At 37.6% G+C, this 6634-nt stretch carries 8 protein-coding genes and 1 pseudogene; all 9 read right to left on the bottom strand.

The genetic code is table 11. The annotated features are described in order from the left end of the window. Nucleotides 1-189 (bottom strand): hypothetical protein (locus ACFO4R_RS09060; protein WP_379788773.1); only part of this gene is annotated, 189 nt, incomplete at its 3' end. 94 nt (nt 190-283) lie between these two features. Further along, the gene (locus ACFO4R_RS09055) at nt 284-1327 is read right to left on the bottom strand and encodes an ORF6N domain-containing protein (protein ID WP_379788772.1); all 1044 of its coding nucleotides are present in this window, start codon (nt 1325-1327) and stop codon (nt 284-286) included. Nucleotides 1328-1340: 13 nt separating this feature from the next. Continuing rightward, on the bottom strand, nt 1341-1622 hold the full coding sequence (locus tag ACFO4R_RS09050) for a hypothetical protein (protein WP_379788771.1): 282 nt from the start codon (nt 1620-1622) through the stop codon (nt 1341-1343). 21 nt (nt 1623-1643) lie between these two features. Continuing rightward, nucleotides 1644-1934, bottom strand: a complete 291-nt coding sequence (locus tag ACFO4R_RS09045) for a recombinase zinc ribbon domain-containing protein (protein ID WP_379788776.1) — start codon at nt 1932-1934, stop codon at nt 1644-1646. 48 nt (nt 1935-1982) lie between these two features. Next, nucleotides 1983-2864: pseudogene (locus ACFO4R_RS09040) on the bottom strand (recombinase family protein); the annotation flags it as partial. Nucleotides 2865-2936: 72 nt separating this feature from the next. Next, nucleotides 2937-4544 (bottom strand): recombinase family protein, encoded by a 1608-nt coding sequence (locus ACFO4R_RS09035; RefSeq protein WP_379788769.1) that lies wholly within the window; start codon nt 4542-4544, stop codon nt 2937-2939. Next, nucleotides 4545-5615, bottom strand: a complete 1071-nt coding sequence (locus ACFO4R_RS09030) for a recombinase family protein (protein ID WP_379788768.1) — start codon at nt 5613-5615, stop codon at nt 4545-4547. Nucleotides 5616-5721: 106 nt separating this feature from the next. Continuing rightward, complete coding sequence (locus tag ACFO4R_RS09025; RefSeq protein WP_379788767.1) at nt 5722-6207, bottom strand: recombinase family protein; 486 nt, start codon at nt 6205-6207, stop codon at nt 5722-5724. A 144-nt stretch (nt 6208-6351) separates the two neighbouring features. Next, nucleotides 6352-6459, bottom strand: a complete 108-nt coding sequence (locus tag ACFO4R_RS09020; RefSeq protein WP_379788774.1) for a hypothetical protein — start codon at nt 6457-6459, stop codon at nt 6352-6354. Between the last annotated feature and the right edge of the window lie 175 nt (nt 6460-6634).

Here is a 6634-nt window from a genome sequence, read left to right as displayed (position 1 = left end):
GTGATTGATTGGACCGGTTTTCAAAGAGATTTTTTGTTGTTTGTGGACCATTTTTAGATTAGCATATACAAAGTTTTTATCTTGATTTATTTCAACTTCATTTTCTAATGGTTGAATAATTAAATCATCTATAATATTATAATAACTTTTAATCTCACAGTATAACTTACTGTTATCTATATATATCATTAATTTTCCCTTCTACTATCTTTAAATGAACATAATCTTCCATGTATCAATTATGGAATACATATTTTTTTCAAATTTCCAATCTGATTTAGTTCTATTTTAACTTCAACACCGGATTTTTCAAGAGATTATTGATAAGGTCGGTGTAAATCATCTGATCGACCACTTCCGTTATGCTTGTGATTCTTTGCCCTGCATCTTTGGAAGACGCTCCGCAATGATAGATTCGCTGATGTTCGGTATTCCAGTCGATAATAATGTATCTGTCATGAAACTCTCCACCGGATTTTTGGAATGTTATCTTTCTAAACGGATATTCCCTACAGAAATCCTGATATTCAAGGGTGTGAAGTCCTTTGCCGATGTTATCGCTGAATATAATGACTTCTACTGATGAAGGGACATCTTTTAACAAGACCAAAGTTTTCACTCCGATGTAGTTATCGACGATATAAATACTCTTTTTCGCTATGCTGTAAATGTCCTTATAAGCAAGATTTGCTTCGATCGGTTGTCCGTTTAAGATTAAGAATCCATATTTAAGCTGTGGATTGCTGAGGTCAAGAATCAGGTCGGACAGTTCGGATTTATGCACCACATTATTTAAGGTGTCCATCACTTCCGCCACCTGATCTTCCACATCTATTAAATCTCGTCTTAAATCCTGCATTTCCACAACATTACTTGTAATCTGCATCGAAAGTTGTAAAAACTCTCTTTTCCCAATCAACCCTTGATTTTCTACGATGTAGTCTTTCATCTTCTTAAAGGTACGAATCAGAGCTTTACTCTGCTTGACTGCAAGCTCTCCTTTGAGAACTGTCATCAGCATATAGATTCCTTGCTCGGTAAAAGCATGAGGATTGTACTTAATATTACTACCTCTTCCTGCACTCTTGTTCAAGGTCACATTTTGTGACCTTGAAAGTTCAGATACTTCTTCGTCGGTTAATTGGAACATAAAATCTTCATCAAATTTTTCAATATTCCTTTTTACTTGCTGATTAAAAGCCTTTGTTTCATACCCATAAATTTCGGCTAATTCAAAATCAAGCATAACCTTTTGTCCCCTAATAATATAAATCTTTTTTACAAGGGATTCATGATTTACAATCATCATTTCATCTTTTTTATCCATTTCTTTATCCTCTTTATTCAAATTTCCAAACAATCTCCACCTTGTCCTTGTCATAAACATAGATTTTGTCTATGACTTCGTTGATCCAGTCTAAAACAAGTTCTCCTTTTGCTACCGCTTCTCTTAACTTATCGACATTCAGATGATGTCTTGAAGCGGTATTTTCTTGTATCTTATCCTCTATGATGGCTATTTCCTGTTCGATGTTCTTTGCTCTTTTTGTCAGGGATTCTCGTTTTGCGAAATACTCATCTTTCTTTATGATACCTTGCTTATGCCTTTCGTAACACTGCATTTTGGAAATTTGGTTCTTTTGTTATTCCGCTTCCAATTTTTTCTTTCGCTCAAGCAGGCTTTCACAAATACTTTCCTTGACTCTATACTCAATCCTTCTCGTCTGTTCTTCCTCAAGAAAATGCTCGGTGTAAAGCTGAATTTCTTTTGCCACGATTTCTTCCAGTACCAGAGCTTGTATCTTTCCTTTCATACAGCCATAGTCCTTCGCCTTGTACCGATACGAACAGTAATATCCGTCACTTTTTCCGGAGTAAACGGTATAACTCATCTTATGATGGCATTTCCCGCAATAGACTTTATCCTGAAGAATATGGAAATGCTTCCGTTCTCGACTGATATGTTTTGCATTGCTGCTTAATCGGTTTTGAACTTCCGCAAAATCCTCTTGGGATATGATGGCTTCATGCATATTTTCACGTATAATCCAGTCCTCGCTATCCATCCATTGTCGATGATCCGAGCCGACTTCATACACTCTGGTCTTTCCGCCAACGATAGCTCCGGTATAAACTCGTTGGGTTAAGAGATAGCGAACAATCTGTCCTGTCCAAATCCCCGTTCCTCTTTACAACCCTATGTGCTTACCGGGTGTTAAGACTTTTCTCTCATTCAAGTCTTTGGCAATCGCAAGCATACTTTCTCCGCTTAAATACCTTGCAAACACTTCTTTCACAATCGGTCTTACTGCTTCATCGACAATCAGCTGATGATGGTCCTTTTCGTCTTTTACATATCCATACGGTGCTTTTGATCCGAAGTAATAGCCTTTCTCTTGTCTGATTTTTACAGAGGAACGGATTTTTTGTGAAATATCCTTGGAATAATAGTCATAGACAAGATTCTTAAAAGGAATTTCCAAGCTGCTGATTCCGTTTTCATTGTTCTTACTGTCATAGTTGTCATTCACCGAGATAAATCGAACTTGCATAAAAGGAAAGATCTGCTCAATATAGGCTCCGGATTCGATATAATCTCTGGCAAAACGAGATAAGTCTTTTACGAGTATGGTCTTTACTTCATTTTTCTTTACAAGAGCAATCATCTTTTGAAATGCGGGGCGATTAAAGTTTGTTCCGGTATAACCGTCATCGATGTGTTCCCTGATCTGAACACCTGTAAATTCTTCTCTGGAGCGGATATAATCCTTTAAGATTTCTCTTTGGGAAGTGATACTGTTGCTTTCATCTTGCTGATCGCCATCTTCCAATGAAAGTCTTAGATAAAAATCTACGGTATTCATATCAGTCCCTCTTTGTCTTTCTTCCGAGCTTTTCGGTAATGACCGGTGTTTCTTCAAAATTGAATTGGATTTCTACCGTATGGTCTTTCCGATGAATATCTTATCTATGATGGCTTTCACAAACTCTTTGTCCCATTTCTTCGTCTTGCCCTTAAAGAGAGCTTTCAGATACTTGTGCTTTTCTTCGAGCCTTCGTTTTTCTTCTTCAAAGATGGCAATTTGCTTTTCTTTTAGGTGTTCCAGTTCTTTTTTCTTCTGATGAAGATGTTCCTTTTCTCTTTCAAAATCTTCCTTTCTCCAATCTCCCAAGACATACTTTTCGTAATACTCACTTTGAAGCCTGCTCAGTCCTGAGATTCTTCTGCCGATTTCTGTCAGTTCTTTTTCCTTTTGCTGCTCCACTTCTCTTTTTTTATCCGCATACCCGTCTAAATATGCCTTATAGCTTTTCTTATTGTTTAAAAGAATGGTATCAAATGCAGCTTTTACGGTATTTTGAAGTGTCACCTCTGTAATTGCTGTTCCGCATTTTTCCGCTTTGTATTCTCCAAATCGGTTACAGCTAAAGTAAAACACCGTTCTTTTCCCGCTTAATTGTCGATGGACGCTCATTCTTTTTTGACAAAGGTTGCAGTAAACCATACCTCGAAAGATCGTATCGTCTTTGGCAGCCGCATTTTCCTTTCTGCTTCTTTTTATCGGTGGTGATTTTTCGGAAATTTTCTCTTGCACTTTCTCAAAAGTATCCATCGAAATAATGGCTTCGTGGGCATTTTCGGTTACTGTCCAATATTCTTCATTAAGTCTTTCTCTTGGCTTCCCTTCATAAAGGTGTTTTTGATTTCTTCCCTGTATTAAAGTTCCGGTATAGGCACGATTTTTAAGTACCTGTAAAATCGTAGTCGGTTGCCATATCCGAATCGGCTCATCACCATCAGAAACCGCCTTTTTATATCTCCGATAATCAGTTGCAATACACACTCTTTTTTCCAAAAGAAGTTTGGATATATCCAGTGTACTCAGTCCTTTCAGATAGGCATCAAAGATTTCTTTGACGATGGGAGCTGTATTTTCATCCGGATATAAGCGTCTAATTCCATCTTCATCTTTTCGTGCCACATATCCATAAGGAGCCGCTCCACAGATGAATCCGCCTTGTTTGATCCTCATCTGATGAGAGCTTGATACTTTCTTTGAAATATCCGTTGCATAGGTTTCATTGACGATGTTTTTTAGAATCACTTCCAGTGATTTATTGGGATCATCCATGTGGAAAGTATCTAAATTGTCATTGACCGCCACAAATCTCACCCCAAGAAACGGGAAGATCTTTTCAATGAAATTGCCAAGTTCCGTATAGTTCCTTCCAAACCTCGATAGATCTTTTACAACAATGCAGTTGACTTTCCCCATTCGTACTTCATCCATCAAGTTTTCAAAGTCCGGTCGCTCGAAGTCCGTTCCCGTCTTTGCAATATCTTTATAGATTCCTGCTAAACTGAAATCCTCACTTTTTTGAATGAAGCTCTCGCAAAGAGCAATTTGATTTTCAATGGAGTCGCTCGGTTTCTCTTTCTTATCTCTTGAGATTCTTGCATAGATTGCCGTTTGAAAGCTGTTTATACTTTCTTTGCTGTGCATTTCTTCCGACTTCATTCTTCTGTTTGCCGTTCTTGCCATCTATACCACCTCCCTGATTTCAGGAGTTTTAGAGGTATAGCTGCTCAACTTATCCAGAATCTCGATTATTTCGTCATAGTTAAACTGAATTTCTATCTTCTTATCTTCCGAAACATAGATTTTATCAACAAGTCGAACAAGAAGTCCTCTTTCTAAAGTACCGATATTTTGATACTTTTTGATGTCTGCAAGAAAACTCCGATTGCCCAGACTCTTTTTATAGAGCCTTGCAATTTCCTTGCTCTGCTTTTCTAAAATCAGCTCACTTTCTACGATACGATTCGTGTAAAACCCTCTCATATCATAGAATTCTTCTTCCGCAATAATGCCTTCCTTCAGGTCTTGATAAAGGGAAGATTTTAAAAGCTCAAATTTCGCCTTGCTTTTCTTGGTGTATTCCTGTCTTTTATCTATTTTTTGAAACAGTTCATAAGATACTTCCATCTCTTTGATTTTCTCTGAAACAGTTTCGTATTCCCTAAGATACTGAATATAATGACGAATCATTTCAAGCACTGTCCTTTGCAATTCTTCCTGCTTTATGGAGTGCCTGCTGCAATCCTGCCCCTTATTGTATGATGAGCAAATATAATAGACGGTCGGTGTTTTCCCTCGTTTATCGACTTTCTTCGTCATCTGTGCGTTACAGTCTTTGCAAAAGAGAAGTCCGGAAAACAAATCCGCTTTTTCTCCGACCGTTTTCGCCTTAATATCGCATTTCAAAAGTTTTTGGACGATTTCAAAGTCATGGGGATCAATAATCGCTTCATGGTTATCTTCAATTTCAATCCAATCGCTTTTGTCTTTGGAAACCACTTTATCCAGCTTATAATTGATCTTTTCTCGTTTTCCCTGTTGAAGTATTCCAATATAGACCTCATTGGTTAAAATGCGATTGACCGAAGGCGTATCCCATTTGGCAACCGCCTTTGTGCTGAAGCCTGTCTTATACCTTATTCCCTTTGCCTTTTTATGCTCCATCGGTGAGGGGATTCCATTATCGTTTAAGTGTTTGGCAATCGAGTAGGAACTGTATCCTTCCAGTTTCATGGAGAAGATTTTTCGCACCACATCTTCCACTTCTTTATCAATTACTATTTTGTGCTTATCTTCTTCATCTTTCTCATAACCGTAAGGAGCATAGTTTGATATAAACTGTCCTTGTTTTCTCTTTACTTTACAAACACTTCTGACCTTTGCGGAGGTATCCCTGCAATAGTTGTCGTTGATGAAAATTCTTGAAAGGAATCACCAGATTCTTTTCCGTTTCACTGGCTGTGAAGCTGTCATAATTGTCATTTAAGGCAATAAACCTGATGTCAAGAGAGGGGAACACTCTTTGCAAATATCTTCCGCTGTCAATATAATCTCTGCCGAAACGGGATAAGTCTTTTACCACAATGCAGTTGATACTGCCTGTGATCACATCCTCCATCATTTCTTTAAATGCCGGTCGCTCAAAATGGATTCCTGAATATCCGTCATCCACATATTCGCCTGCAAGCTCCATCTCCTCGTTTTTATCAATGTAATCTTGGATCTGAAGTCTTTGATTGGAAATACTGTTGCTTTCCGCCTTGAAATCTTTATCGTATTTTTCATCATCCTGAGATAGCCGAAGATACATGGCTACCCGATAGGTATCTGAAATTCTTTTAGACACAACAAAACCTCCAAACTTTCATATTCTTTTTCAAGAGAAATATGATAACTTGGAGTCTTTTCAAGCACTTATTTAAGTTGTATCCCTATTTGATTCGTATTATACCATAAATTCGAAAAAAAGTCTTCCCCTTTTATCATATTTTTAATCAAGCAGCATCGCTTTCTTTTCTAAATAGGACAAAAAGCAATCCGCTAAACTTCTTCCGTTTCCTGCATAACTGCATTTGACGATAACATTTCCGACTTTCATAAAATACATGGAAAGCGGATCCATATTCTTCTTGTTCTTTATATCTTCAATGTCCGGAACGAGTCTTTGATCAATCTCATCCACCGACATATTTTTGTATCTTGTTAGAGCGTGTCTACACAAATTAAACAAGGCATCTTAACCATAAAACGATCGATGCCAAATGAATTGCTCC

This window comes from Filifactor villosus (genome assembly GCF_042652965.1).
Lineage (GTDB): Bacteria > Bacillota > Clostridia > Peptostreptococcales > Filifactoraceae > Filifactor > Filifactor villosus.
This window is presented reverse-complemented; position numbering and strand designations above follow the sequence as displayed.

Excerpts from the sequence above, each read along its gene's own strand:
- ACFO4R_RS09055 (WP_379788772.1), bottom strand. The coding sequence starts at position 1,327 with ATGGATAAAAAAGATGAAATGATGATTGTAAATCATGAATCCCTTGTA.
- ACFO4R_RS09050 (WP_379788771.1), bottom strand. The coding sequence starts at position 1,622 with ATGCAGTGTTACGAAAGGCATAAGCAAGGTATCATAAAGAAAGATGAG.
- ACFO4R_RS09035 (WP_379788769.1), bottom strand. The coding sequence starts at position 4,544 with ATGGCAAGAACGGCAAACAGAAGAATGAAGTCGGAAGAAATGCACAGC.
- ACFO4R_RS09020 (WP_379788774.1), bottom strand. The coding sequence starts at position 6,459 with ATGAAAGTCGGAAATGTTATCGTCAAATGCAGTTATGCAGGAAACGGA.